A 24,857-nucleotide genomic window follows, 5' to 3' on the forward strand; every position below is an offset into this window, starting at 1 on the left:
CGGAGTTTCCCCCCATGCACACCGGTTTTGCGCGCAAGGCGCTTCGCAAGGTGCTGTCCGCATCCGCGCTCGGCGCCCTCGTTCTCGGTGCCGCCACGGTCGCCCAGGCTGCCCCGGCACCCACCCCGGTCGAGGTGGCGATCGACGCTGCCAAGCCCGGCGACGTGATCGATCGCAACATCTTCGGCCAGTTCGCCGAGCATCTGGGCTCGGGCATTTACGACGGCATCTGGGTCGGCAAGGACTCGCCCATCCCCAACGTGCGTGGCATCCGCTCCGACGTCGTCGCCGCGCTCAAGGCGATCAAGGTGCCCAACGTGCGCTGGCCCGGTGGCTGCTTTGCCGACGAATATCACTGGCGCGACGGCATCGGCCCGGCCGACAAGCGCCGCGTCCAGATCAACACCAACTGGGGCAGCGTGCCCGAGAGCAATGCCTTCGGCACCGACGAGTTCATGGACTTTGCCCAGCAGGTGGGCGCCGATCCCTATATCTCGGTCAATGTCGGCTCGGGCACGCCCGCGGAGGCCGCGGCCTGGGTCGAGTACATGACCGCCGAGAAGGGCTCCACCTACGCCAACGAGCGTGTCGCCAACGGCCACGTCGCGCCCTATCGCGTGCCGCTGCTGGGCATCGGCAACGAGAACTGGGGCTGCGGCGGTGCGATGTCTCCCGACCACTATGTCGAGGAGATGAAGCGCTTCACCAACTTCATCCGCAACTTCAACCCGGCACAGCGCGAAACCGACAAGATGAAGCGCATCGCCGTGGGCTGGGACAGCAACAAGCTGGACTACACCGAGCAGGTGATGAAGGCGTGGAAGGATCACGTCTACAGCTGGGACATCGAGGGCATCTCGCTGCACAACTACACCGTCGATGGCTGGCCGCCGCACCTCCAGGCCACCGGCTTCGGGGTCGATGAATACGCGCGGATCATCAAGGACACCTACCGGATGGACGATCTCATCAATCGCCAGACGGCGGTGATGGACAAGTACGATCCGGAAAAGAAGATCTTCCTCGCGGTCGATGAATGGGGCGCATGGCTGGCGCCGACGCCGGGCACCAATCCCGGCTTCCTGATGCAGCAGAATTCGCAGCGGGACGCCGTGCTCGCCGCGATCAACCTCAACATCTTCGCGCGCCATGCCGACCGGGTGAAGGTCGCCAATATCGCGCAGATGATCAACGTGCTGCAGGCGATGATCTTCACCAAGGGGCCGCAGATGGTCCTGACGCCGACCTATCACGTCTATCACATGTACGTGCCGTTCCAGAATGCGCGGGTCGTGCCGATCCGTCTCGACGGCGGCGAATACGTCCATGGCGACGTGCGCCTGCCGCGCCTCGACGCGATCGCCGCGCGCGATGCGCAGGGCCAGCTGTGGCTGTCGGTGGTCAACGTCGATCCCGAGACGCCGACCCGTGTCCGCCTCGGCAATTTTAAGACGGCCAGCGGCCAGGTGCTGACTGCGGCGAAGGTCGACACCGTGAACACGTTCGAGGCGCCCAACGCCGTTACCCCACGCGCCATCACGGGCAAGGCGGCAGGCGGTGCTGTGGTGCTCGACCTGCCCGCGCGTTCGGTCACGGTGGTCAAGCTGAACTGATCGCCACACCTTGTACCGCCCCGCCTGCGGGTGGGGCGGTCGGCGGTGGCCGCAATCCTCCTCCTGCGGTCACCGCCCAGACAACGTAAAAAAGCCCGCCGGTACAAAGCGTACCGGCGGGGTTTTTAAATCTCTCGTCTGATTGTTGGTCAGCGATCGAGCGCTGCGGCACCCCAGGTCACAGGCAGGTCGTTCTGCAGCCCGGTGCGATCGCCGCGCGCGACGAGTTCGACGATCCGCGCGCCCTGGACCGGCGCACTCAGCGCGATCGGTGCATCACCGCGCTTGATCCAGCCCGTGCGCGCCACGCTGCGCCCATCGGCAAAGACCTCGAACCGCACCTTCGCGGTTGCCGACAATGCGGAATCGTCGACGCCGACGCGGGTGACGAAACGCGCAAACCCGGCGTTGCGCACTTCCAGCCGCGAGTTGGCCAGCGTGCCGATTCCCGAGGTGAACGTCTCCCCGCCGATCCGCAGCGCCTGACCATAGGGCGTGGCATCGGCGCGCGCACCGCCCCAGCCGCCGTAGATCGGGCGCTCGCCGCTGCCCTTGGTGTTCTTCCACGGCAGCAGCCCTCGATGGATCATCGGATCGGCCATCGGTGTCTCGACGCCATCGATCGCCGGATTGACCGCGCCCGGCTGCTCCGAAAGATAGAGGCCGCCTGCGTGTTCGCGCTGTCCGGTGGCGCGGAACATAAGCGTCTGGTGTGGTGCCAGGCCGAGCCTGGTCTCGCCGGTGAAGCGGGCGGGTTTGCCCTCCCACAGGTCGACCAGATCGACCGGCGCGTCGGTGCGCAGCTTGAGCTGTTCGGCGGTGAGCGTGGCGTCGACCGCGCTACCGGTGCGGTTGAAGACCGCCACGCCCTTGCTGCCGTCGGCCAGCGTCTTGACGAAGATCTGCACCGTGTCGCTGTCCCAGGCCAGCACGGCCTGGTTACCGGCCGGATCTTGGTTCAGCGCGATCAGCGCGGTGTTGCCAAGCAAGGCCAGCAGGTCCGGCGTGGCCTTGCGCATGTCGAAGCCGATGATGAGCGGCGCATTGAGCATGGCCCACAGCGCCATGTGCGAGCGGGCTTCCTCGCGGTGGCTCATGTCGAATTCGCCGGTGCCGACATAGAGCATGTCGGGATCGTTCCAGCTGTTGGCATGGGCATAGAGCTCGCGCCGCGCGACCGAGTCGAGGTTGTGCAGCATCCGCTCCCAGTTGGGCGAGATGTCCTCGCTGGTGCGCGACATGTTGCCGACCTGCCGTGCCCAGCTGCGCACGTCGGCCGATCCCCACAGGCAGAGCGAGAAGACGTAGTCGTTCGCCGGGCGCGTGCGGGCGAGCGCATCGCTCACCTCCTGGTAAAGCCCGCGAACGGCGGGAATGTCGGTGCGCGACAAGGTGTCGTAATCGACCAGTGGCCCCAGCGCGCGATAGGCGCCGGATTTCACCAGCGGGTTTGCCGGCGTCATGGCGCGGATGCCGCAGCCGTCGACCTTGATGAGGTCGAAGTTCCAGTCGCCCATCAGCAGGCGGATGTCCTGGTCGATGTGGCCATAGAGGCCGACTTCGCGCTCGAGCTGGCTGCCCTCGGGCTGGTTGGCAAAGTTCGCGGTATAGGCCTGGCCGCAGCTGTTGCGGCCAATGTCGGAATAGATCCCGGCCTTCAGGCCCATCGCATGGAGCTTGTCGGTCAGCGGGCGGAAACTGCCCGCGCCGTCCGCGGTGACGGCCGACGGGAAGCGTTCGGCGCGGATCACGAGGCGGCCATCGGGCTGGCGGCGACGCAGCCACCAGCCATCGTCGATATCGACATAGCGATAGCCCTTGGCCGCCAGCCCCGTGTTCACCAGCGCCTGCGCTGAAGCGAGGATGCGTTCCTCGTCGATGTCGCTGTTGAACGCATTCCAGCTGTTCCAGCCCATCGGGGGCAGGGGGGCGGTCCCGCGCGTGGTCACGCTCCAGCTTGCGTGCGGGGCCAGCGGATCGGGCGCAGCATGCGCGTGCCCGGCCATGAGGGCAAACGCGATCGCGGCCGCTGCGCCGGCATGGCGCAGCCGGGTGATACGGCGCTTTCCGATCACTTGCGCGCCCCGAAATCGAGGTGTGCGCTGAAGAACGGCACGACCTGTTCCTCGAACCGGAAGGCCACGCGATTGGTGTGATCGCCTTCGTAGAGGGTGAAGCTGTTGGCGATGCCGTAGCTGTCGAGGATGTCGTGCAGCTTGGCGGTGTCGACCTTGAGGCTGTCCTTGTCGCCGACGTCCATGGCGATCGCGGCATAGCGGCGCAGGTTCCCGGCATATTGGTCGACGAAAGCCAGCGGAGCATTGGCGGCCCAGCGCGCCAGCACGTCCTCGCGCGTCTTGCCGTCGGGCGTCAGCGGCAGGTCGAGATAGAGCGGCGGGTTCTTCGGATTGGGCGACCAGGCGGCGGCGGCGGCCAGCGTGGCGCGTTCGCCCCAGCCCAGCTTGGCCGATTCGGCCGGAGACTTCATGCCGGCATAGGCCTTCATTGCCTCGGGCGTCACGCCAAACAGGCCGCGCGCCGACATGCAGCACGGGCTCATGAGGTAGAGCGCGCCGAACACGTCGGCATGCTTCATGCCGATTCGCGATGCGCCATATCCGCCCATCGAGTGACCGACGAGGCCGCGGCTCTCGCGGCGGGGCAGGGTGCGGTAATGGCTGTCGATGTAGGCGACCAGGTCGCGGGAGATGAAGGTCTCGAAATCGCCGGTCGTGACCGAGCTGGAATACATCGAGCCGTTGTGCGCCGTCTTGCTGTCGGGGAACACGAAGATCATGTCGCGTGCGCCGCGTGTGTCGGCATTGGCAATGCCCTGCGGCACATGGATTTCACCGGTCCACTGCCGGGCGCCGATCGAATAGCCGTGGAGCGCGTAGACCACCGGATAGCGGCGCGCCTTGGCGGTCGCATAGCCCTTCGGCAGAACCACGATGACGTCGCGATCGGCGCTGTCCCCCTCGAGCGAGCCTTCGAGCGCGCGCGAATGGACGCGGATCGTCTCGACCTTGAGCGTCGGGGCATTGGCGATGGCGGCGGGACCGGGGGTGGCGACTTGCGCTGCGGCGGGCGCGGCCATCAGGGCAAGGGAGCAAAGCAGCAAACTGCGTGTCATGACGCTCTCCAGACTTGTCTGTTTTGATTGAGATTGCAGGGTGGTGGTTCGTGCTTGAAAAGACTAAGCATTTGATACGCGGTTTGTACCGTATCAATAGAATACGAATCAAAAATCAGACTAGATCAAGACCGTTGACTGTCAAGGCACCGACGGTCTCGCGACTCCGGCTCGCGTGCCGTCGATCAGCCGCGCAAAGCGCGCATGATCATCGCGCGGATCTGGCCGCTGCCGCCTTCGGCAAGATTGCGCAGCACGCCGCGCTGCGCCTCGGGCAAATGCGCCAGGGGATGCCCCTCGGGCCGGAACACGAAGTGGTCGAAGAACGCGCGAAACGCGGCCCGTTCGGCCTCGGGTCGCTCTGCGAGCGTTATCATCGCGAACAGCATCGCCAGCATCGGTGCGTCGGGGCCTTGCTGGAACCCATCCCACCAGTAATTGGCCATCACGTTGAACGGCGCCAGTGCTTCGACCTGGTGCCACCACAGCTTGGGCATGTAGAGTGCGTCGCCCGGGGCGAGGTCGACCACCTGCCGACGGGCCGCCGCCGCCGCGAAGCGCGGGAAACGCCGGGCGTGATCGTCCTCGTCCTGCGCTGTCGCGGCCGCGAGGCTGACCGGCTGGCCCGCGATCGTGTGGTCGATCGGGCTGACGTACATGTCGGCAATGCAATCGGGCGGATAGAGCGTGAAACGCCGCCGCCCGGCGATCACGCAGGCCAGATTGTCGAAGGCATCGTAGTGGCAGGCGACGGTCGAGGGGTTGCCGATCCACAGGCGCAAGTCGACGCCGTCGGGCACGATGGCAGGCCGGTTGGCCTCGGCCAGGCCGGGCAGGTAGGCCGGCGCAACCAGCGACCCGAGGTACGTGGTCGGCCGGGTCGCATCGGCGGCGTGCGCGAACATTTGAGCGAACGCGTCGGACAGCGGCATCTCGCGCCGCTCGAAATTGAACCCGTCCAGCCCCGGCTTATAGAAATAGCCACCACCAAGCCTGGCCTCTGCCTGCATGACTTGCGGCCGGCGGCCTGCATCGAAGCCCAGGATGTAGTCGCGTACCGCCGCATCGGATGCGGCGGCGGCCTGCGCCATCGGCCAGCTTGCGGCAAGCCCGCGCAGCACGACCGGCCGCCCCGCGCGCGCCACCGCGTCGCGGAACGCGTCTGCGCTGGCGGTCGCCGGATCGCCCGGCGTCAGTTCCGCAACCGGCTGGTCGGTCGTGCCCGTGCCGCTGGCGTGCATCGCCGGTCTCAGTTCCCGGCCAGCCGCTCGTTGCGCCGCCTTGCGAGCACCGCCAGGTTCTGCAGCGAGGCCTGGATCACCACGGCTGCCTGCAGCCAGCCCTTGCGGAATAGTCTGATGATTTCATCATCATCCAGCGCCGCAAGCGCCTCGGCGCTGACGGTGTAGAGGCCATCGAGCGACAGGCGCTGGCCGTCGTCGAAGGTCAGCGTGATGTCCACGGTCTCGATCAGTCGCAACTGCACCAGAGCCTCGACGAAGGCGTCGGTGGGGGGCACATGCTGCACCATGGCGCCGATCGCGCGCTGGATGGTGCGCAGCGCATCGCTGGGCTCACCGGAGGGATCGAAGAGCGGCACTGTCCCGCCCGCGGCCAGCCTGGGATGGGCCATGTCGATGGCGATGGCCTCGCCGCTGGCAAAGAATCCCTGGCGCTGGACGTGGAAGGGAATGAAGGCCGCATTGCCCTCGTTTGCCCCTTCCACAAGGACTTCCCCGTCCTCGAAGCCGAACAGCGCGGCCAGCGCGAAACGGCCCGTCTCGGGGTCCTTCGACAGGAACAGGGGGCAACAGGCCGCCGCGCGTTCAACCTCGGCCAGGATGACCGGGACGAAGTGCGGATGCGTGCCGCCCAGCTTGTGAATGCGCAGTGCGCGGTGCGCCACGCTGTCGAGCGCGACCAGGGTATCCTGCAATGTCCTCTCCTTCTTGCCCGCCCGATGCTGCGCCATCGGCGTGCAGCGGGCAAGCGCCTGCCGCCTGCCCGGAGTGACCGACGATCGACCTGTGCGCAATCTGCAACACTAGAATGGCCGCTCTAATCTAGGCAGACAAATAGATGTTGATAGCGCTACCTAACTCGGTTAGTAGGAATCCGCAAGGTGACGAAGCAGCACCCGCCAGGAGAGGACCGCGCTGGGGCCAATTCCCGCAGTTCCGTTCCGTCCGGTCGAAAACCATCCCGCGAGGGATCGGTGTGTTCGCTGCGTCAGCCCGTGGCGGGGAGGGGCCGCCTCACGCATGTTTTGAGGGAGTGGATATGAACAAGCTCAACGTATCGAAGTGGTTGATCGGCGGAGGCGTCAGCCTGCTTGCCGTCGTCGGCTCCATGCCGGCCTACGCGCAGGCGGCCGACACGGCCGCTGACGCTGGTAGCGAGATCATCGTGACCGGCATTCGCGGATCGCTCCAGCGCAACATGGACATCAAGCGCGCCGCTTCGGGCGTCGTCGATGCCATCTCGGCCGAAGACATCGGCAAGTTCCCCGATGCCAACGTCGCCGACTCGCTGCAGCGCCTGCCGGGTGTGTCGATCCAGCGTTCGGGCCCGCGCGGCGAAGCCAACGGTGTGACCGTGCGCGGCTTCGGCGGCGACTTCAACGACACCCAGTTCGACGGTCGCCACCTGTCGACCGCCTCGGGCGCGCGTTCGGTCGACTTCAGCACCATCGGCTCCGACTTCGTCAGCGAAATGAGCGTCTACAAGACGCCGGAAGTGACGCTGGGCGCCAGCGCCATCGGTGCGACGATCAACGTCATGATGCCCAAGCCGTTCGACCACAAGGGTTTCGAACTGGCCGCCAAGGCCTCGGGCGCGGTGCAGAACCGCAATGGCAACGTGCGTCCCTCGGGTGCCATGCTGATCAGCAACACCTTCGCCGACGACACCTTCGGTGTGCTGGCCTATGCCGCCTATCGCCGGGTCGACACCACCACCAACCAGGTCTTCATCCCGGGCTGGATCGGCAAGAAGTTCTTCCCCTGCCAGGTCAAGGCGGCCTGCACCACGGCGGAACTGGACCCGAACAATGCGACCCGCGTGGGCTGGTTCCCGCAGCAGGTCGGCGCCAACCAGGTGACCTCGAAGGACGAGCGTTTCGACGGTCGCCTCGCGTTCCAGTGGCAGGCCGGTGAAAACGTTGTCCTGACGGTCGACGACAACTTCAGCCGCCAGACCATCCATACCGACACCTACGGCTATGGCGCATGGTTCAACGGAGACGACCTGCGCAACGTGAAGTACGACGGCAACGGCACCGTGGTCGACTTCAACCAGTTCGGCACGCCGATGGATTTCAACGCCGGCATCCAGCGCACGATCAACCAGACCAACATCACCGGCATCAACCTCAAGTGGGAAGCCACCAGCAACCTCAAGTTCGACTTTGACGGCTCGATCTCGCGCTCGATCCTCAATCCGGGCAACGACGGTTACAACGACAACATGGACATCGGCTACGGCGGTACCAACCCCGGCGGTCCGTTCGTGTCCACCAACGGCACCTCAAGCACGATCCTGGGCGCCAACACCGGCCTCGCGATCCTCGGCCCGAGCAAGAACAACCTGCCGAGCATCCATGACATTGGCCCGGCCGGCAACATCGCCCGCTTCACCGACCAGTCGGTCATCGGCAACCACGTCATCGTGCGCGGCGCGCCCTACAACACCGACTTGGTCAAGCAGTTCAAGGCGGTGGGTACCTGGCAGCAGGACGGCCTGAAGATCGACTTCGGCGCCCGTTACTCGGAAGACAAGTTCCACCAGGAAAGCCAGAACACCTTCATCAACGGCACGTTCGCGCGGTATGCAGGCTATGGCGCGCCGTCGGGCCGCACCGGGTCGATCGCCCCGCTGCCCGCGAACATCTACCAGGGCATCATCAACACCAACAACTTCATCCCCGGCTTCAAGGGCACGGTTGCTCCGGCAATCATCAAGTACAACCCCTATGCCGTCTACAACCTGCTCGATCCGAGCGGCAAGACGGTGGGCCCGGCGCTCGATCCCAGCTCGGTCCTGACGGTCACCGAAAAGACCTGGGCCGGCTTCGTCCGCTTTGCGGTCGATACCGACCTTGGCAGCATGCCGTTCCACTTCTCGGCCGGCGTGCGCGACGAATACACCAAGCTCGAAGCGACCGCGATCGGTCAGCTCCCGGTCAACCTGGTGCGTTCGGACAACGACCCGACGCTGATCACCGTGGGAACCTACACCCCGCAGCAGCCGATCACCAACTCGACCACCTACAACTACCTGCTGCCCGCGTTCGACGTGAAGCTGGAGATCGATCCCAAGTTTGTCCTGCGTCTCGACGCGTCGCGCACGCTGACCCGTCCGAACCTCAGCTACCTCAAGCCCAACCTGTCGCTCGGCACGTTGCGCAAGGGCAGCCTCGCGGCCTCGGGTGGCAACCCCAACCTCAAGCCTTACCTGGCTGACAACTTCGACATCGCCGGTGAGTTCTACTACCAGCAGAACTCGTACATCTCGGTCGACTTCTTCCTGAAGTACATCTCCAACTTCATCGTTGGCGGCGTGAAGACCCAGACCATCAACGGCGTGATCGATCCGTTCACCGGCCAGCCCGCGCAGTTCCAGGTGGACAGCAAGGTCAACGGTCCGGACGGCACGGTGAAGGGCGTCGAAGTCGCCATCCAGCAGGTCTTCGGCGACAGCGGCTTCGGCTTCAACGCCAACGCCACGCTGGTGAGCACCAATCGCGACTTCAATACCGCCGATATCAGCGGTTCGGCCTTCGCGATCACCGGTCTCGCCAACTCGGCCAACCTGGTGGCGTTCTACGACAAGCACGGCTTCCAGGCCCGCGTGGCGCTCAACTGGCGCGACTCGTATCTGCTGGCTCTCGGCCAGACCCAGGGCGGCACCTTCGGCGCCGAACCGGTCAACGTGAACCAGCAGACGCAGATCGACGCCAGCGCGAGCTACGACGTGACCAAGCAGTTCACCGTGTTTGCCGAGGGCACCAATCTCAACAACTCGAAGTACAGCACTTACGGTCGCTTCTCGAACCAGTCGCTCGATACGTTTGCGTACGGTCGCCGGTTTGTTTTCGGCGCCCGCTTCAAGTACTGATCTGACGTGAACGGGACGGTGGCGCCGATCGGTTCGGCGCCACCGATCCTGCCAGCCCTTTGGGGTAACATAATTCGGAGCGGATGATGGTGAAGGCGGTCCGCAATGTGGTGATCGTGGGTGGCGGCACGGCCGGATGGCTGACCGCGGCGATCATCGCGGCTAAGCATCAGGCGAAGATGCCGCACGATTTTTCAGTGACGGTCGTGGAATCGCCCGACGTGCCGATCATCGGCGTCGGCGAGGGTACCTGGCCGACGATGCGCTCGACGCTCAAATCCATCGGCGTTTCCGAAACCGACTTCTTCCGCGAATGCGATGCCGCCTTTAAGCAGGGCGCGCTGTTCGCCAAGTGGACCACAGGCGCCGAGGACGACGCCTATTACCACCCGCTCGTGCTGCCGCAGCGGTTCGGCCAGATCAATCTGGCGCCGCACTGGCTGGCCGGCGAAAGCAACGCCAATTTCTGCGACGCGGTCTGCCCCCAGGGCCAGGTCTGTGACGAGGGCCTCGCGCCCAAGACGATCGGCACCGCCGAGTTCGAGGGGCAGCAGAACTACGCCTACCATCTCGACGCGGGCAAGTTCGCCCCGTTCATGCAGCGCCACTGCACGCAGAAGCTGGGGGTGCGCTATGTGCCCGCCGACGTGCAGGACGTGACGCAGCACGACAATGGCGACATCCGTTCGCTCCTGACGATGCCGGCGGGCGAGATCGAGGGCGATCTCTTCATCGACTGCACCGGGATGCACGGTCTGCTGCTCGATCGCACGCTCGGCGTGCCGTTCCGCGAACTGCGCGACGTGCTGTTCTGCGATACCGCGCTTGCCATGCAGGTGCCCTATCCCGCACCCGACAGCCCGATCGCCAGCCATACCATCTCCACCGCGCAATCGGCGGGCTGGATCTGGGACATCGGTCTGCCGACCCGCCGCGGCGTCGGGCATGTCTTCTCCAGCCGCCATATCTCGGAAGACGAGGCCGAGGCCGAGCTGCGCGCCTATGTCGGCCCGGCCGCCAGCGACCTGACGGCGCGCAAGATCAAGATCCGCGCCGGCCATCGCGAGGTGTTCTGGAAGAACAACTGCGTCGCGGTCGGCATGGCGGCCGGCTTCCTCGAACCGCTCGAGGCCTCCGCGATCGTGCTGATCGAACTGTCGGCGCGGATGATCGCCGATCAGATGCCGGCCTGCCGCGAGGTGATGGACATCGTCTCGCGCCGCTACAACGAGAAGACCCATTATCGCTGGGGCCGCATCGTCGATTTCCTCAAGCTGCACTACGTCCTCAGCCAGCGCCGCGACACCAAGTTCTGGCGCGACAACATGGATCCGGCGAGCATTCCCGACCGGCTGAAGGACCTGCTCAAGCTCTGGTCGTACCAGTCGCCGTGGCAGCACGAAGAGTTCGACCGGGTCGACGAGGTGTTCCCCTCGGCCTCCTATCAATACGTGCTCTACGGCATGGGCTTCCGCACGGCCGTCAACAAGGTGCACTTGGCGAACGACGCCCGCGAGGCCGAGCGCGCCTTCCGCGAAAACCATGACGGCACGCAGCGCCTGTTGACCCGTCTGCCGCGCCATCGCGACCTCATCAGCAAGATCGTCGAATACGGCCTCCAGCCGATCTGATCCCTCCGGTCGCCTCCGTGCGATCGTATCTCGAGCCGGCGAGCGTCCCTCCGCTCGCCGGCACGCCCCCCGCACCGCAGGAGAGTTCCCCTTGTCCCCATTCCGCATCCCGTCGCGACTTCGGACCCGGCGTACCGGCCTTGCCTGCGCGCTTCTCGCGGGCAGCGCCGTTCTTGCTGCCGCCCCGTCGGTCGTTGCGGCGCAGTCCGTCGCGCCTGTACAGGGTAGCGCCGCCGTCGCCGAAGCAGACGGGATGGCCGCCGCCCTCGTCGCGAAGATGACCACCGAGGAAAAGGTCGGGCAGCTCGTCAACGTCGCACCTGCGATCCCGCGGCTTAGCGTGCCAGCCTACAACTGGTGGACCGAATCGCTGCACGGCGCGATCGGCGCGGTGCCGACGACCAACTTCCCCGAACCCGTCGGCCTTGCCGCGACGTTCAGCCCTGCGCTGATCCACGATGTCGCCGGCACGATCAGCGTCGAGGTCCGCGCGTTGCACACGCTTGGCCGTGCGACCGGGCACCTCGGCAAGATCGGCACGGGCCTCGATACCTGGTCGCCCAACATCAACATCTACCGCGATCCGCGCTGGGGCCGCGGCCAGGAAACCTATGGCGAGGATCCGTTCCTCACCGCGCACATGGGCGTTGCCTTCATCACCGGCATGCAGGGCGCCAACCCCGATCTTCCCGACGTCGTCGCCACGCCCAAGCACTTCGCGGTCCATTCCGGCCCGGAATCGACGCGCCACGTCGCCAACGTCTTCGTCTCCGCGCACGATCTGGAAGATACCTATCTCCCCGCGTTTCGTGCCGCGATCGTCGATGCCAAGGCCGGCTCGATCATGTGCGCCTACAACCGCATCGACGGCCAGCCGGCTTGCGCCAGCAACCTCCTGCTCAAGGAACACCTGCGCGACGCCTGGGGCTTCAAGGGCTATGTCGTGTCGGACTGCGACGCGGTCGTCGACATCTCGGATCACCACAAGTACGCGACGACCCCGGCCGAGGGCGTCGCCATCGCGTTCCGCACCGGCGTCGATAACGAGTGCCACACCGGCACGATCGGCGAGGCCAAGGGGCTGGGCGATCGCTATGTCGCGGCGCTGAAGAGCGGGCTGCTGACCGAAGCCGACATGGATCGCGCTCTGGTCCGGCTGTTTTCTGCGCGCTATCGCAATGGCGACTTGCCGGGCCTGTCGGCGCGCAAGTCCGGGCCTGTGCCCGTCAGCGCGATCGGCACGCCCGCCAACCAGGCGCTGGCATTGCGCACGGCCGCCGAAAGCCTCGTCCTGCTCAAGAACGATGGCGTGCTGCCGCTGCGCCCGAATGCGCGCATCCTCGTCGTCGGTCCGCTGGCCGATGCGACGCGCGTGTTGCGCGGCAACTATTCGTCCGCCGCCAGCGCGCCGCCGATCTCGGTGCTCGACGGGCTGCGCAAGGCATTCCCGCAGGCGACGATCACCCATGTGCCCTTTGCACCGACGATCACCGACGGCGATCTCGTGCCCGATGGCCACTTCGTGACCCCGGACGGCAAGCCGGGCCTGCGCGCCGCCTATTACAACGCGATCGACCCCAAGCAGCCGCGCGACCAGCGCCGCTATGCCGCAAAGCCGGTGGTGACGCGGATCGAAAGCAACCTCGCGACGAGTGCTTCCGAACTCAAGCAGGTCGCAGACGCTTACCAGGTCGTATGGGACGGCTACTTTGTCGCGCCCGAGACCGGCACTTATCGCCTCGGCGTGACGGCGGCCAAGGGAGCGCTCGAGGTCGGCGGAAAGCCGGTAGTGAAGTCCGACCACTATTCGCTGTGGGGCGAGCGCCCCGAATTTGTCGACGTCGACCTGCGCAAGGGCGAGCGCTATCGCATGCACTTCGACATGCCGGGCGGCGGCGCAGCCTCGCCGGGGCTGTTCTGGAAGCGCGTCTCGCGCGACACTTATGGCGAGATGGCCAAGGCCGCCGCCAACGTGGATGTCGTGCTTGCGGTCGTCGGCCTGACCGCCGAACTCGAGGGCGAGGAAATGCCGCTCAAGATCGAAGGCTTCGAGGGCGGGGACAAGACTTCGCTCGAACTGCCGGCGGACCAGCGCGAACTGCTGGCGAAGGCCAAGGGGCTGGGCAAGCCGCTGGCCGTCGTGACTATGAACGGCAGCCCGATCAACCTCGCCTGGGCGAAGGACAACGCCTCCGCCATCGTCGAGGCATGGTATCCGGGGCAGTCCGGCGGTCTTGCGGTGGCGCAGGTCCTGTCGGGCCAGGTCAATCCGGCCGGCCGCCTGCCGCTGACCTTCTATCGCGACGTCAAGGACCTGCCGGCCTTCGACAACTACGGCATGGCCGGCCGCACGTATCGCTACTTCACCGGAAAGCCGGTTTACGGCTTCGGCTATGGGCTGAGCTATAGCAAGTTCAGCTATTCCAACCTCAAGGTTGCGCCGGTGGGCGGCGATGCTGCGAACGGTATCCGCGTGACCGCCGACGTGCGCAATACAAGCGCGCGTGACGGCGACGAAGTGGCGCAACTTTACCTCACCGTGCCGCAATTGCCGGGCGCCCCGCGGATCGCACTACGCGGCTTCCAGCGCGTGTCGATCCTGGCGGGACAGACCCGGACGGTAACACTCGACCTCAGCCCGCGCGACCTCTCGGCGGTGACCGAGGACGGGCGCCGCCAGGTGTTCGTGGGCAAGTATGCACTGTCGCTGGGTGGCGGCCAGCCCGACAGCGGCTTGCCGGCGGTTTCGAGCGGGTTCACGGTGGATCACGCGGTCGACCTGCCTCTTTAAGGCAGGCTCTGGGGCGGGAGTTCGCAGGATTCAGGGCGGGGCGGTAGCAAGACTATCGCCCCGTTTCTGCGTGGGGTTCCCGGCCCCAACACGCTTGAAGTTTTCGGCACTGCGGATTATGTACGAGTAAATAACGCGTCGATCGGGCGTCCGCTCGCGGCCGAGATCGGTGAAATTTCAACAAAACAGAGGTGGTTGAAGGCCATTTGCCGATCGAGACCGGGTTCTGACCGAGCGTCCGGTATGATTACAAAGCGCCAACCACCCGCAAGGGAGCGTGTCATGAATCGCAAGGGATGGGCCGGGCTGGCCATGGTGGCCACGCTGGTCTCGACAAATGTTTGGGCCGCGACGGCGCAGCGCGAGGACGGCGGCACGCTGGCCGACGGGCGCAAGGTCGAGGCGATCGTGCTTTCGAACAGCCACGGGGTTTCCGCGCGCGTGCTGGCCTTTGGCGCCACCCTGCAAAAGTTCATGGCACCCGATCGCGCCGGCAAGGTCGCGGACATCGTTCTCGGCCTCGAGGACGGCGGCGCCTACGAAGCGCGCCAGACCTTTTTCGGCGTCACCGTAGGCCGCTATGCCAACCGCATCGCCGGGGGCAAGTTCGTGCTCGACGGCAAGACGTACCAGCTCCCGCTCAACGACAAGGTCAACAGCCTCCATGGCGGTGGCAAGGGCTTCGACAGCCAGTTGTGGACCGTGGACAAGGTCTCGTCAGGCCCGGTGGCGTCGGTGGTCTTCAGCCATGTGAGCCCCGATGGCGACAGCGGTTATCCCGGCACGCTCAAGGTGACGGTGACCTATTCGCTCGACGAGGCCGGCAACCTGCAGATCGCGTTTGGAGCCTCGACCGACAAGCCGACCATCGTCAACATGACCAATCACGCCCTGTTCAACCTCGCGGGCGAGGGCGGCCAGCGCGATGCGATGGACGAAGTGCTGACGATCCCGGCTGGCCACTACACGCCGGCCAACGCCGCGCTGATCCCCACAGGGGAATTGCGCGCCGTGGATGGTACGCCGTTCGATTTTCGTAAAGGGCGCGTCGTGGCCGAGGGCCTACGCGATGCGCGCGATGCGCAGATCGTCGCCGGCCATGGCTACGACCACAACTTCGCCATCGATGCCGGGCTGACCAAGACGCCCAAGCTGCTGGCCAAGCTGGAGGATCGGCAATCGGGCCGCGTGCTCGAGGTTCTCTCGACCGAGCCGGGCGTGCAGTTCTACACCGGCAACTTCATTGATGGCACGATCCGCGGCAAGAACGGCCATCTCTATCGCATGGGTGATGGCATCGCCCTCGAGCCGCAGAAGTTCCCCGATACGCCGAATCAACCGGCGTTCGGCTCGGCCCGTATCGATGCCCAGCATCCCTATTCCCATACCATGATCTATCGCGTGACGGTGAACCCATGACTCGCAAGCTTCGTTCGGCCGCCTGGTTCGACAATCCCGAAAACATCGACATGACCGCGCTCTATCTCGAGCGCTACCTGAACTTCGGCCTCAGCCTCGAGGAACTGCGCAGCGGGCGCCCGATCATCGGCATCGCCCAGACCGGCAGCGATCTGAGCCCCTGCAACCGCCACCACCTGGTGCTGGCGGAGCGCGTGCGCGAAGGCATTCGCGAGGCGGGCGGCATCGTCCTCGAATTCCCGGTTCACCCGATCCAGGAAACCGGCAAGCGCCCGACCGCCGGCCTCGACCGCAACCTGGCGTACCTCGGCCTCGTCGAAGTGCTCTATGGCTATCCGCTCGACGGCGTGGTGCTGACCATCGGGTGCGACAAGACCACGCCCGCTGCGCTGATGGCGGCCGCCACGGTCAACATCCCGGCGATCGCGCTGTCGGTCGGCCCGATGCTGAATGGCTGGCACAAGGGCGAGCGCACCGGTTCGGGCACGATCGTGTGGAAAGCACGCGAAATGCTCTCGCGCGGCGAGATCGACGATGCCGGCTTCATCAAGCTGGTTGCCTCGTCGGCGCCGTCGACCGGCTACTGCAACACCATGGGCACGGCGACGACGATGAATTCGCTCGCCGAGGCGCTGGGCATGAGCCTGCCCGGCAGCGCCGCGATCCCCGCGCCGTATCGCGATCGCCAGGAAGTGGCCTATTTGACCGGCAAGCGCATCGTCGACATGGTCGCCGAGGATCTCAAGCCGTCCGACGTGATGACGCGCGACGCGTTCCTCAATGCGATCAAGGTCAATTCCGCGATCGGCGGCTCGACCAACGCGCCGATCCACCTGTGCGCCATCGCCCGCCACATGGGCGTGGAACTCGATGTCCGCGACTGGCAGGAGCACGGCCATGACGTGCCGCTGCTCGTCAACCTCCAGCCGGCGGGCGAATACCTCGGCGAGGACTACTACCGCGCCGGCGGCGTGCCGGCCGTGGTCAACCAGCTGATGGAGCAGGGTCTCATCGCCGAGGATGCGATGACCGTGAACGGCAAGACCATGGGCGACAACTGCCGTGGTGCCATGATCGAGGACGAGAAGGTCATTCGTCCGTTCGGCGATCCCCTGGTCGAGAACGCCGGCTTCATCGTCCTGTCGGGCAACCTGTTCGACAGCGCAGTGATGAAGACCAGCGTCATCAGCGAGGAATTCCGCAACCGCTATCTGTCGAACCCCGCCGATCCCGAAGCGTTCGAAGGCCCGGTCGTGGTGTTCGACGGCCCCGAGGACTATCACGCGCGCGTCGACGATCCGGCCACCGGTATCACCGAGCACACCCTGATGGTCATGCGCGGCGCCGGCCCTATCGGCTATCCGGGTGCGGCCGAAGTGGTGAACATGCGTGCGCCGGCCTATCTGCTGCGCGAGGGCATCCGCGCCCTGCCGTGCATCGGCGACGGTCGCCAGTCCGGCACATCGGGCAGCCCCTCGATCCTCAACGCCAGCCCCGAGGCTGCGGCCAGTGGCGGGCTCGCTCTGCTGCGCACCGGTGACCGCGTGCGTATCGACCTGGGCAAGGGCACGGCCGACGTGCTGATTTCCGACGAGGAACTGGCACAGCGCAAGGCCGATCTGGCCGCGGCGGGCGGCTATGCCTATCCGGCCAGCCAGACCCCGTGGCAGGAAATCCAGCGTTCGATGGTCGGCGACATGGGCACCGGCATGATCCTGGAGGGCGCGGAGAAGTACCAGCGCATCGCCCAGGAACGCGGGTTGCCGCGCGACAACCACTGACGACCCATTTGTAATGCGAATATCCCATTCCGCCGGCATGATCGCACGGCGGAATGGGACCGTCCCCCTCCCGACGCAATCCAGGAATCCAGGACCATGACCGTCACCGGCTCCATTCTCATCGGCAACGAGGACGTCACCACCTCGTCGACCTTCCAGGCGTTCAACGCCGCCACCGGCCAGCCCTTCGGTCCTGCGATTTATGAAGCGGGCGCTGCCGAAGTCGACCGCGCGGCAAACCTTGCCGCCGCCGCCGCCCCGGCCTTCGGCGCGACCACGCCCGAGGCGCGCGCCGCGTTCCTCGAGGCCGCTGCCGAGGCCATTCTCGCCATCGGCGACGCGCTGATCGAGACGGCCATGGCCGAGTCTGGCCTGCCGCGCATGCGCCTCGAAGGCGAGCGTGGCCGCACCGTCGGCCAGCTACGCCTGTTCGCCGCCGAAGTGCGTGCAGGCCGCTGGCTCGACGTGACGATCGACCCGGCCATGTCCGATCGCCAGCCGCTGCCGCGCCCCGATCTGCGCCGCATGAACGTGCCGCTCGGCCCGGTCGCGGTGTTCGGCGCCTCGAACTTCCCGCTGGCGTTCAGCGTGGCCGGCGGCGACACCGCCTCGGCCTTCGCCGCCGGCTGCCCGGTCGTGGTCAAGGGCCATCCGGCGCACCCTGGCACCGGCGAACTGGTCGCCCGCGCGATCCGCTCGGCCGTCGTCTCGTCGGGCCTGCCCGAGGGCGTGTTCTCGTACCTGCCCGGCACGACGCATGACCTCGGCGGCTCGCTGGTGTCACATCCCGCCATCCAGGCTGTTGGCTTTACCGGCAGCCGTGGCGGTGGCCTGGCGCTGGTCGAACTCGCGCAGAAGCGTGCGCAGCCGATCCCGGTCTATGCCGAGCTTTCGGCGATCAATCCGGTCGTACTGCTGCCTGCCGCGCTCGCCGAAGATGCCGAGGGCCTCGGCAAGGCGTTCGTGGCCTCGCTCACCATGGGCAGCGGCCAGTTCTGCACCAACCCGGGCCTCGTCATCGCGCTCGATGGCCCCGATCTCGACCGCTTCATCGCCGCAGCCGCCGATGCCGTCAGCTGCGCCGTGCCGCAGGTCATGCTGACGCCGGGTATTGCTGCTGCCTATGCCAAGGGCGTTGCCGCACTCGAGCAGAACCCCGCCGCCACGCAGGTCGCCGTCGGCCTGCCGGGCGAAGGGACCGCCGGCACCGCCGCGCTGTTCAAGACCTCGGCTGCCGAATTCATGGCCGACGCCGCGCTGGGCCACGAAGTGTTCGGCGCGAGCTCGGTCGTCGTCGCCGCGCGTGACCACGACGAACTCAAGGCGCTGCTCGCCACGATCGAAGGCCAGCTGACCGCGACGCTGCATATGCGCGAGGCGGACAACGCACTGGCCGCGGAAGTGCTGCCGGTGCTGAGCAACCGCGTCGGTCGCGTGCTGGCCAATGGCTGGCCCACCGGTGTCGAGGTGTCGCACGCCATGGTCCATGGCGGCCCGTTCCCCGCCACCTCGGACTCGCGCACGACGTCGGTCGGCACTCTGGCGATGACGCGCTTCCTGCGCCCCGTGTGCTATCAGTCGATCCCCGATGCGATCCTGCCGCCCGCGCTGCAGGACGCGAACCCCTGGCATCTGCCGCGCCGCATCGACGGCACGTGGGTGGCCGCATGAGCGTGCGTTCGCTGGTCCAGTTCGCGCAAGACGGCACGCGCGGGGTCGCCGCACTCTCGGCCGACGGAACCGCGCGGCGCGTCGATGGCGTGACCACCACGCTCGAGCTTGCCGGGAAGGCGATCGCGCAAGGGACCACCCTTGCCGGGCTCGCCGCCGCGCAGGCCGGTGAGGTTGTCGACCTGTCGGCTGTCACGCTCCTGCTGCCCATCGACCATGCCGATCCGGCCTATGTCCAGGTGGCCGGCACCGGCCTCACGCATCTCGGCAGTGCCGAGGGTCGCGACAAGATGCACAAGGCCGCCTCGGCGGGCCAGGCGACCGACTCGATGCGCATGTTCCTGATGGGTCTCGAAGGCGGCAAGCCGGCGGAGGGCGCGGTCGGCGCCCAGCCCGAATGGTTCTACAAGGGCGACGGTTCGATCCTGCGCGCGAGCGGCGAAGCGCTGACCATGCCGGCCTTTGCCGAGGATGGCGGCGAGGAGCCGGAGATCGCCGGCGTCTATCACGTCGGCCAGGACGGCAAGGTCTATCGGCTCGGCTATGCGTTCGGCAATGAGTTCTCCGACCACGTGACCGAGCGCCAGAACTACCTGTGGCTGGCGCATTCCAAGCTGCGGCAGGCCGCGCTCGCGCCCGAATTGCTGCTGGGCGAACTGCCCGCCAGCGTGCAGGGCACCAGCCGCATCCGCCGTGACGGCGTGGTGATCTGGGAGAAGCCTTTCCTGTCGGGCGAGGCGAACATGAGCCACACGCTCGCCAACCTCGAGCACCATCACTTCAAGTATGGCCTGTTCCGGCGTCCCGGCTTCGTCCACATCCATTTCTTCGGCACCGGCACGCTGTCGTGCGCCGATGGGGTGGAAACGCAGCCCGGCGACGTGTTCGAGATCAGCGCCGATGCCTTCACCCTGCCGCTCGCCAATCCGCTGGCACGTGCAGACGACGAAGGCCTGGCCCGCGTGGCGGTGCTCTGAGTCATGGCTGATCGTCCGATCCGCCTGGGTCTCGTCGGCGCGGGCAAGATCGTTCACGATCAGCACCTTGCGGCCATTGCCGGCACGCCGGGTCTTGGACTCGTCGCGGTCGCCGACCCGCACGGCGGCGTGGATGGCGTCGTCCGGCATGATACGCTCGGCGCCATGCTCGCCGCGGAAAAACTCGACGCGGTAAGCATCTGCACGCCGCCGGTGGTGCGCGCCGCGCTGGCGCGCGAGGCGCTGGCTGCGGGTCTGGCCGTGATGCTGGAGAAGCCCCCGGCACTGACGCCCGACGAGGCCGCCGCATTGGCCGAGCAGGCACGCGCGCAGGGCCGCACGCTGTTTGCTGCCTGGCATTCGCGCGAGACCGGCCCCGTCGATCGGGTGGAGGACCTGCTCAAGACCCGCACGGTCGAGGCGATCGACGTGACCTGGCACGAAGACGTGCGCCACTGGCACCCGGGCCAGGAATGGCTGATGGAGGCCACGGGCTTCGGAGTCTTCGATCCGGCGATCAACGCCGTCTCGATCCTTACGCGCATCCTGCCCGGCGCGCTGGCGGTGGAGCAGGCGAGCCTCGGCATCCCGGAAAACCGCGGCGCGCCGATCAAGGCACAGGTGGCGATGCGGCTCGACGGCGGCGCGCCGGTGCGGCTCGACCTCGATTTCCTGTATCAAGGGATCAATCGCTGGGACATCGTGATCGCCACCAACAAGGGGACGATCGCGATGGGGAAAGGCGGGCACACGCTCGTGGTTGATGGCGAGTCCGTCGACGTTCCCAGCGACGGCGAATATGCGCGGCTTTACCAGCGCTTCGCCGATCTGGTGCGCCATGGCGAGAGCGACTTCGATGCCCGGCCGCTCGAGCTCGTACACGCGGCGCTGAACCGTGGCACCGTCATCAAGGAACCGGCGTTCGAATTCTGACGCCGCTGTCCAGCTGTCATAAAGAAACCCGCCGGTGTCGATGCCCCGGCGGGTTTTCTTTTTGTCTGTTGGCGGGCGATCACGCCGGGCGAGGGCGGCTCCCCCACAGGGCGTAGAAGAGGATGTAGATCTCGCACGCTGCGGTCAGCCAGAAGCTCTGCTGCAGGCCGAACATGTCCGCCAGGCGTCCTTGCACGACGACGAGGGCGCCGCCCGAGATCGCCATGATCAGCAGCCCCGAGGCTTCCTCGGTCAGCGGGCCGAGGCCCTTGATCCCGAGCGTGAAGATCGTCGGGAACATGATCGAGTGGCACAGGCCGACGAGGATCAGCGCCCACATCGCGGCGGGGCCGTGGAACGTGGCGGCGCATACCATGACCACGAAGGCGGCGAGCGCGAACCCGGCGAGGACGCGGTCGGCGGGCAGGCGGCGCATCAGGAAGGCGCCGCCGAAGCGGCCCACGGCCATGCCGCCCCACAGCAGTGTGAGGTAGTTCGACGCCGTGGCTTGGCTGACATTGCCGATCGCGGGCTGCGAGACGAAGTTGATGAACAGGTTGGCGACCCCGATCTCGGCGATCAGGTAGATGAAGATCGCGGGCACGCCGAACACGAGGTTGCGGTGGCCGAGCAGCGCGCTGCGCTTGACCCGCTCGCCGTCACGGTGGCGCGAGGTTTGCGGTTCGGGCAACTGGACGCGGCTGAACACCACGGCCAGCGCGATCAGCACGATGGCGACGAGAACATAGGGCAACTGTGTCGCGAGAGCATCGGCATAGCGGTCTGCCTGCGACAGCTGCGCCGCGCCCGCAGCGGCGGTCCCGCCCTTGGTGCGCGAAAGGATCAGGTAGCCGCCGAAGAACGGCGCCAGCCAGGTGCCGGTCGAATTGAACGCCTGGACCAGCGTCAGCCGGCTTTCCGCGGTCTCGGCCGGACCCAGCACGGCGACAAAGGGATTGGCGGCAACCTGCAGCAGGGCGATGCCGCACGCGACCACGAACAGCGCGACCAGCGTGACGCCATAGCTGGGAAGACGCGCCGCCGGCACCATGCCGAGCGATCCGACGGCCATGATGGCGAGACCGATCACGATGGCGCGCCGGTAGCCGACCCGCTCGATCAGGAATGCCGCCGGGATCGAGGCCACGAAATAGGCCACGAACCATACGGACTCGATCAGCGTTGTCTGAGTATAGTCGAGCTGGAACACGCTGCGCAGGTGCGGCAGCAGCGTGTTGTTGATAACCGTGATGAAACCCCACATGAAAAACAGGCTGGCGAGCAGGGCCAGCGAGCGCGCGTGGGTCTTGGTCGGCACCGGTAGGCCGGTTGCCGAAGCGGCGGCGATGGGGGCTGGCACGAAGAAACCTCTCGTCTGTTCTTATATGTACGAGTTAATCCGAGGTTTCTTCGGGGTCAAGCGTTCAGCCGCCGGCTGGCTCGTCGGCGGCGTCTTCCAGCGGGCCGATGTCGGCAAGGGCCAGTTCGATGAGATGGCGCATGGCGGCATGCGCGGCGGGGGCATCGCCATTGGCCACGGCATCGAACAGCAGGCGATGATCGGGGACGGGATCGCGCGGCAGCTTGTTGTTGCGGTGCTTGTAGATCGTGGTCCACTGCACCGCAGCGGCGATCGAGCTCGCCAGCGACAGCATCGCCGCATTGCGCGCGGCCTTGAGCAGCGTGATGTGGAACGTCTGGTCGGCGGCGCGGCCGGCGGGGGTGGTCAGGCCGTGGCGCGCCATTTCCTCCAGCGCATGGCCCATCTGCGCCAGGTGTTCGCCGGTTCGCCGCCTGGCCGCCATTTCCGCCGCCGCCGGCTCGATCACCATGCGCAATTCGAACAGGTCGTTGATGAAGGCGCGGCTCGGCTCGCCCTCGAAGGCCCAGGCGAGGACTTCGGGGTCGAGGATCTGCCAGCGGATCGGATCGGTGATCCGCGTGCCTGCTTTGGGCCGGCTTTCGACGAGGCCCTTGGCGGCAAGGATGCGGATCGCCTCGCGATAGGCGGTGCGCGAGACGTGGTTGCGCTCGGCAAAGTCGACCTCGCTCGACAGCACATGCCCGGGTGGATAGCGCCCCGTCACGATGGCGATGCCGAGGTCGCGCGCGATCGAGCCGTGCAGGCGCAGCGCCTTGTCCGGCCGCTCGGTGCCGTAGTCCCCGGTCCTGCGCTTCACGCTGCCGCCCCCGTTTCGGTCTTCTGAATTCATCATACCAGCGTATGGGGTTTTCGCGGCGCTTGTCCAGTCGGTGCGCGAGGGTTGGGCGCTCCGTCAGTCGTATGCGTGAGCGCCTGACGCCTCCCCATCGCTGATGGGGAGGGTCTGGGGGGTCAGGGAAGTCGCAGCGTCCACCGCCCGGCCGGGCTCTGCGGGTCGAACCGCATCAGCCGCAGCGTCGATCGGCCCACCGCCGCCAGTGCCAGCGGCGCGCGCGGATCGGGGGTGGTGCGAGGGACGATGCGCGAGGTGCCGTCGCTTAGCTGGTCGATGCGCCATAGCTGCTCGGGCGCGCCGGTGAAGGCAGGCACCGTGATCACCGCACCGTCACGCGTCACGGCCAGCGCCCGGTCCGTGCCGGCGACCGTGATGCGCACATAGGGCGAGCCCATGTATCCGCCCGCCTCGGCGACCCGGGTGATCGTCCACAACTGGTTGGGACGAACCATGTTGTCGCCGAGATCGACATCGACGTTGCCGGTCGGCCAGGTCTTGCGGTTTTCCTCGAGCGTCTGCGCGGGCAGGGGCTCGATAGGACCTTCGGGTGAAAAGAAACCGCTGCGTTTCCAGTCGAACGGCATGCGCACTTCGTCGACCGCCAGCTCCAGCACGGTCCCGCGCGCCGAGCGGATCTCGTACGTCCCGGCGCGCAGGTTTTCCTGCCCCTCGGGCCAGCCATCGCGCCAGGTCAGCGGCTGGATGGCGAGCACGCTGCGCGCCGTGCGGTCGAGGTCGGATTCGTAATGGAACGAGAACTTCTCGACGCCGTCACCCATGTCGATCAGGCCGAAATGACCGGCGCCGAACGTGCGCCCGTGCGCACCCCAGACCAGCTTGCCGCCGCCCTTGAGCATCGGCACACCGAAATCGTCGACATAGGGGCCGAGCGGGCTGCGCGAGCGGCCGACGCGGATGTTGTACGTCGAATTCGGCCCATCGCAGCAGGTGCCTTGCGTGCCGAGCAGGTAATACCAGCCGTCGCGGTGCATCAGCGCGGTCGCCTCGAGGTCGATCGCGATGTCGACGGGCTGGTTGCCGGGCACGCGCTGGCCAGTCGCGGGGTCGAGCTCGACCATGCGGATATAGCCGAAGTAAGTGCCGTAGCTCAGCCACAGGTGCCCGTCCGCGATCAGGAAGGCGGGATCGATCGCGTCGTTCGGCTCCTTGCCATCGCTCGAGGCGACCACGCCGACGTCGTGATACCCGAACCTGGGCGACTTGGAATCGAGCGAGTGCGTCCACATCACCTTGACGTCGCTGGCGTGGCCGCCGTTCATGCCGCCGCCACCGACCGCATAGGCGACGTAGTAGCGATCGCCGATGTGGATCACGTCAGGCGCGACGCCGCCACCGGGACGCTCGCCGCCGCGGTGCCAGGTCCAGCCATCGCGGGAGACCAGACCGCCCGCGCCCGTGCCGAACGTCCAGAACTGGCCGTCGCTTTCGGCGATCGTCGAGGGGTCGTGAATGAACGGTTCGCCCGCCAGTTGCGCGCTGGCCGGGCTGGCGCACAGCGCGCCGAGAATGGCGGATGCCAGCAGAAGCTGCTTTTTCATGGGTGCTCTCCCGCG

Annotated in this window: 16 protein-coding genes; 9 read left to right on the top strand and 7 right to left on the bottom strand. The window is 66.6% G+C overall.

From position 1 onward, the window contains the following. Positions 1-14: 14 nt before the first annotated feature. Positions 15-1,613, top strand: coding sequence for an alpha-N-arabinofuranosidase (locus tag V7Q48_RS05380; RefSeq protein WP_333836746.1), 1,599 nt, complete (start codon positions 15-17; stop codon positions 1,611-1,613). Between the two features lie 149 nt (positions 1,614-1,762). Here the strand turns inward: V7Q48_RS05380 and V7Q48_RS05385 are convergent, their stop codons facing one another. The 4 genes from V7Q48_RS05385 to V7Q48_RS05400 form a co-directional block, all read right to left on the bottom strand. Continuing rightward, the gene (locus tag V7Q48_RS05385) at positions 1,763-3,619 is read right to left on the bottom strand and encodes an NPCBM/NEW2 domain-containing protein (protein ID WP_333836904.1); all 1,857 of its coding nucleotides are present in this window, start codon (positions 3,617-3,619) and stop codon (positions 1,763-1,765) included. 65 nt (positions 3,620-3,684) lie between these two features. After that, complete coding sequence (locus V7Q48_RS05390) at positions 3,685-4,710, bottom strand: alpha/beta hydrolase (protein ID WP_333836747.1); 1,026 nt, start codon at positions 4,708-4,710, stop codon at positions 3,685-3,687. 221 nt (positions 4,711-4,931) lie between these two features. Continuing rightward, on the bottom strand, positions 4,932-5,987 hold the full coding sequence (locus V7Q48_RS05395) for a cupin-like domain-containing protein (protein ID WP_333836748.1): 1,056 nt from the start codon (positions 5,985-5,987) through the stop codon (positions 4,932-4,934). Between the two features lie 8 nt (positions 5,988-5,995). Next, positions 5,996-6,718, bottom strand: coding sequence for a SapC family protein (locus V7Q48_RS05400; protein ID WP_333836749.1), 723 nt, complete (start codon positions 6,716-6,718; stop codon positions 5,996-5,998). A gap of 308 nt (positions 6,719-7,026) precedes the next feature. Between V7Q48_RS05400 and V7Q48_RS05405 the strand changes: the two genes are divergently transcribed. The 8 genes from V7Q48_RS05405 (at position 7,027) to V7Q48_RS05440 (ending at position 21,064) form a co-directional block, all read left to right on the top strand. Then, positions 7,027-9,861, top strand: coding sequence for a TonB-dependent receptor (locus V7Q48_RS05405; RefSeq protein WP_333836750.1), 2,835 nt, complete (start codon positions 7,027-7,029; stop codon positions 9,859-9,861). An 86-nt stretch (positions 9,862-9,947) separates the two neighbouring features. Then, positions 9,948-11,492: a tryptophan halogenase family protein gene (locus V7Q48_RS05410; RefSeq protein ID WP_333836905.1), complete on the top strand. Its 1,545-nt coding sequence runs from the start codon at positions 9,948-9,950 to the stop codon at positions 11,490-11,492. Positions 11,493-11,583: 91 nt separating this feature from the next. Then, positions 11,584-14,283, top strand: a complete 2,700-nt coding sequence (locus V7Q48_RS05415; protein ID WP_333836751.1) for a glycoside hydrolase family 3 C-terminal domain-containing protein — start codon at positions 11,584-11,586, stop codon at positions 14,281-14,283. Between the two features lie 282 nt (positions 14,284-14,565). Then, on the top strand, positions 14,566-15,702 hold the full coding sequence (locus V7Q48_RS05420; protein WP_442947092.1) for an aldose epimerase family protein: 1,137 nt from the start codon (positions 14,566-14,568) through the stop codon (positions 15,700-15,702). Beyond that, on the top strand, positions 15,699-17,483 hold the full coding sequence (locus V7Q48_RS05425) for an IlvD/Edd family dehydratase (RefSeq protein ID WP_333836752.1): 1,785 nt from the start codon (positions 15,699-15,701) through the stop codon (positions 17,481-17,483). Before V7Q48_RS05420 ends, V7Q48_RS05425 begins: the two co-directional genes overlap by 4 nt. Before the next feature lie 96 nt (positions 17,484-17,579). Then, positions 17,580-19,154 (top strand): aldehyde dehydrogenase (NADP(+)), encoded by a 1,575-nt coding sequence (locus V7Q48_RS05430; RefSeq protein WP_333836753.1) that lies wholly within the window; start codon positions 17,580-17,582, stop codon positions 19,152-19,154. Continuing rightward, entirely contained in the window at positions 19,151-20,131 is a 981-nt protein-coding gene (gene araD1, locus V7Q48_RS05435; protein ID WP_333836754.1) for an AraD1 family protein, read from the top strand. The genes V7Q48_RS05430 and araD1 overlap by 4 nt, the downstream gene beginning before the upstream one ends. A 3-nt stretch (positions 20,132-20,134) precedes the next feature. Continuing rightward, entirely contained in the window at positions 20,135-21,064 is a 930-nt protein-coding gene (locus V7Q48_RS05440) for a Gfo/Idh/MocA family protein (protein ID WP_333836755.1), read from the top strand. A 79-nt stretch (positions 21,065-21,143) separates the two neighbouring features. Here the strand turns inward: V7Q48_RS05440 and V7Q48_RS05445 are convergent, their stop codons facing one another. The 3 genes from V7Q48_RS05445 to V7Q48_RS05455 form a co-directional block, all read right to left on the bottom strand. Continuing rightward, positions 21,144-22,424 (bottom strand): sugar MFS transporter, encoded by a 1,281-nt coding sequence (locus tag V7Q48_RS05445; protein ID WP_442947093.1) that lies wholly within the window; start codon positions 22,422-22,424, stop codon positions 21,144-21,146. A gap of 64 nt (positions 22,425-22,488) precedes the next feature. Further along, complete coding sequence (locus tag V7Q48_RS05450) at positions 22,489-23,280, bottom strand: FadR/GntR family transcriptional regulator (RefSeq protein WP_442947094.1); 792 nt, start codon at positions 23,278-23,280, stop codon at positions 22,489-22,491. Positions 23,281-23,399: 119 nt separating this feature from the next. Beyond that, on the bottom strand, positions 23,400-24,842 hold the full coding sequence (locus V7Q48_RS05455; protein WP_333836757.1) for a family 43 glycosylhydrolase: 1,443 nt from the start codon (positions 24,840-24,842) through the stop codon (positions 23,400-23,402). Positions 24,843-24,857 lie beyond the last annotated feature (15 nt).

The organism is Novosphingobium sp. (assembly GCF_036803765.1).
Classification (GTDB): Bacteria; Pseudomonadota; Alphaproteobacteria; order Sphingomonadales; family Sphingomonadaceae; genus Novosphingobium.

Bases quoted from the DNA above. Each gene is read 5' to 3' on its own strand.
- V7Q48_RS05380 (WP_333836746.1), top strand. From the start codon at position 15: ATGCACACCGGTTTTGCGCGCAAGGCGCTTCGCAAGGTGCTGTCCGCA.
- V7Q48_RS05385 (WP_333836904.1), bottom strand. From the start codon at position 3,619: ATGGCCGGGCACGCGCATGCTGCGCCCGATCCGCTGGCCCCGCACGCA.
- V7Q48_RS05390 (WP_333836747.1), bottom strand. From the start codon at position 4,710: ATGGCCGCGCCCGCCGCAGCGCAAGTCGCCACCCCCGGTCCCGCCGCC.
- V7Q48_RS05395 (WP_333836748.1), bottom strand. From the start codon at position 5,987: ATGCACGCCAGCGGCACGGGCACGACCGACCAGCCGGTTGCGGAACTG.
- V7Q48_RS05400 (WP_333836749.1), bottom strand. From the start codon at position 6,718: ATGGCGCAGCATCGGGCGGGCAAGAAGGAGAGGACATTGCAGGATACC.
- V7Q48_RS05405 (WP_333836750.1), top strand. From the start codon at position 7,027: ATGAACAAGCTCAACGTATCGAAGTGGTTGATCGGCGGAGGCGTCAGC.
- V7Q48_RS05410 (WP_333836905.1), top strand. From the start codon at position 9,948: ATGGTGAAGGCGGTCCGCAATGTGGTGATCGTGGGTGGCGGCACGGCC.
- V7Q48_RS05420 (WP_442947092.1), top strand. From the start codon at position 14,566: ATGAATCGCAAGGGATGGGCCGGGCTGGCCATGGTGGCCACGCTGGTC.
- V7Q48_RS05425 (WP_333836752.1), top strand. From the start codon at position 15,699: ATGACTCGCAAGCTTCGTTCGGCCGCCTGGTTCGACAATCCCGAAAAC.
- V7Q48_RS05430 (WP_333836753.1), top strand. From the start codon at position 17,580: ATGACCGTCACCGGCTCCATTCTCATCGGCAACGAGGACGTCACCACC.
- araD1 (WP_333836754.1), top strand. From the start codon at position 19,151: ATGAGCGTGCGTTCGCTGGTCCAGTTCGCGCAAGACGGCACGCGCGGG.
- V7Q48_RS05440 (WP_333836755.1), top strand. From the start codon at position 20,135: ATGGCTGATCGTCCGATCCGCCTGGGTCTCGTCGGCGCGGGCAAGATC.
- V7Q48_RS05450 (WP_442947094.1), bottom strand. From the start codon at position 23,280: ATGATGAATTCAGAAGACCGAAACGGGGGCGGCAGCGTGAAGCGCAGG.
- V7Q48_RS05455 (WP_333836757.1), bottom strand. From the start codon at position 24,842: ATGAAAAAGCAGCTTCTGCTGGCATCCGCCATTCTCGGCGCGCTGTGC.